Below are 1,951 nucleotides of genomic sequence, written 5' to 3' on the forward strand. Positions count from 1 at the left end.
GCAAGGCATGAAAATGCGGATGTGCCATCATTTTTCCATCGTTCCCCCTGGTCACTTCCGTTGTTCTTAAAAAACCTGCTACACCTGACTTAAATCGCTTAGTTTCAATCAGTCGCTTCCATGAATCATTCATGTGCTTCAAAGTGTCACGCAATTCGGTAACAGGCGGATTTTTCACAGTCAGAGTTAGGAATACCCAACGATGGGTAGGAAAGCGTTCCTGAATATTTGGCAATTGCTGAAACATAACTGCCCTCCAGAGTAGAGATCTGCGCCACTGACATACAGGACAATGACGGACACGGCAAAAAAATGCTTGCTTGAGAACCAATTTTCCCTGATCGGGATTAACTCCAAATTTCAAAATACCTGAACAGCCGTTAATTCGGTCTGCATATTTTGAGAGTTCAACGGAGTAGTTATAGAGAATTTTAACGGATTCAGCATCGGAGCGATGTTCATCCCAAGAAACTTCATGAGGTGAAATTTCTGTTAAAAAATTGATTCCAAGATCGGAATTATGGCAAGATTGAGTCATTAAAAAGCTCGTTTAAGTTTTGTTGGATCGCACCTCAAAATTTACGGGCTTTTTATCTATCTGTCAAACCATGCTAAAAGCCACGCCACACAAGGCATAGAGCCACATTTTTAATATCGAAGTTATCCCTTAATAATAAATACAAGGAAAAACACCCCAAAAATCCCCATTTTTGCCCCCTTTTCAGATGCCTTTTTTTTGATTTTTCACCCCTAGCCAATTCGTGATGATTTTTCAGTAATGCACGCTTCCGCGTTTCTCATTCGAGAAACAAAAATCGGGTCGTCGCTTTGCTCGGTTTTTCCCGCTTAGAATTTTTATGGGAGCTTGTAATCAAGGAAGAAAGGTTTTGGAATTTTTATGATGGGGTCGTCACTCGTAGACACTCGTTCGGCTTTTCCCGAAATAACATGAAGGGCGCACTTTACCATTGGAAAAAATCCAATGGGTGCGAAACGCCAAAAAGGGAAAATTTCCAATTTTTCATTTTTGGCGTTCTTGGGGTTAAGGGGTCGAACCCCTTACGCAACGTCCGTTTTTGAGTGAAACGAAAAAATGGGTAAGTGCGCCCTTCGGGATTTGTCATACAAAACTGAAATTCGTTAAACGATTGCCTATCCTGCCATAGCGATTTTTGTTTTTTGGCGTTTAGTCGTGACTAAGATCGTGGAATTAATCTCTTTAAACCATCTTCAAATTCTTGGTCGCTTAATTCCCCTGAAACGTATTGATCATAGAGCTGCTGATGTTCTTCTGTAATTTCTAGGTCGTAATATTCACGGTCTGATCTGTTCAAAAAGACTCGTTCCAAACGTCGGTTTTTTTCTGTATCCATGATCACTCCGCATATTCATTGAATTTGGGTGCATAGACATATCGGCGATATTCAGGTTTGAACTGAAACGCTACTCGACCCTCTCCAACGTCCTGTACTTCCTCAGAGGACGAAATCATTTCTTCCGTGGTGATTTCATCTTCAGGCTTGAGAATCCCCTTTAAAACGCCTCCTGTTGCGATAAAACGCATCTTATGGACTTGTTTGGTCATCTCATGCAGCCAAGCACCCTTATCACCCTCTAAAGCCAAATCAGACGGTTTTACGCTGTATTTGAGCGTTTCACAGATTGCCTTGTCGAGTTGTTTGCGCCCTTTTTCGTCTAAAGTGGCTTTTACGGCTTTCACGTTCACCGATGGCAAGTAGTCAGCTCGCAAGGCTTTCGCCCACATTTCGACCCAATCGCCTTGTTTTATATAATTAATCGTGAAGTAACTAGGCTTAACCAACAGCAAGGCATGAAAATGCGGATGTGCCATCATTTTTCCATCGTTCCCCCTGGTCACTTCCGTTGTTCTTAAAAAACCTGCTACACCTGACTTAAATCGCTTAGTTTCAATCAGTCGCTTCCATGAATC

3 protein-coding genes are annotated in these 1,951 nt (G+C 41.9%); all 3 read right to left on the bottom strand.

Annotation, left to right across the window (positions count from 1 at the left end):
- The coding region (locus FTV42_RS16505; protein ID WP_180039221.1) for a protein rep at window positions 1–538 on the bottom strand (538 nt) is incomplete at its 3' end.
- A gap of 658 nt (window positions 539–1,196) precedes the next feature.
- Window positions 1,197–1,373 (bottom strand): hypothetical protein, encoded by a 177-nt coding sequence (locus tag FTV42_RS16510; protein WP_179995815.1) that lies wholly within the window; start codon window positions 1,371–1,373, stop codon window positions 1,197–1,199.
- A gap of 2 nt (window positions 1,374–1,375) precedes the next feature.
- Window positions 1,376–1,951: protein rep (locus tag FTV42_RS16515; RefSeq protein WP_180039222.1), on the bottom strand; the 576-nt coding region annotated here is incomplete at its 5' end.

It is taken from the genome of Acinetobacter sp. YH16052 (assembly GCF_013417155.1).
Classification (GTDB): domain Bacteria; phylum Pseudomonadota; class Gammaproteobacteria; order Pseudomonadales; family Moraxellaceae; genus Acinetobacter.

Coding starts and splice junctions, on each gene's coding strand:
- FTV42_RS16510 (WP_179995815.1), bottom strand. CDS start 1,373: ATGGATACAGAAAAAAACCGACGTTTGGAACGAGTCTTTTTGAACAGA.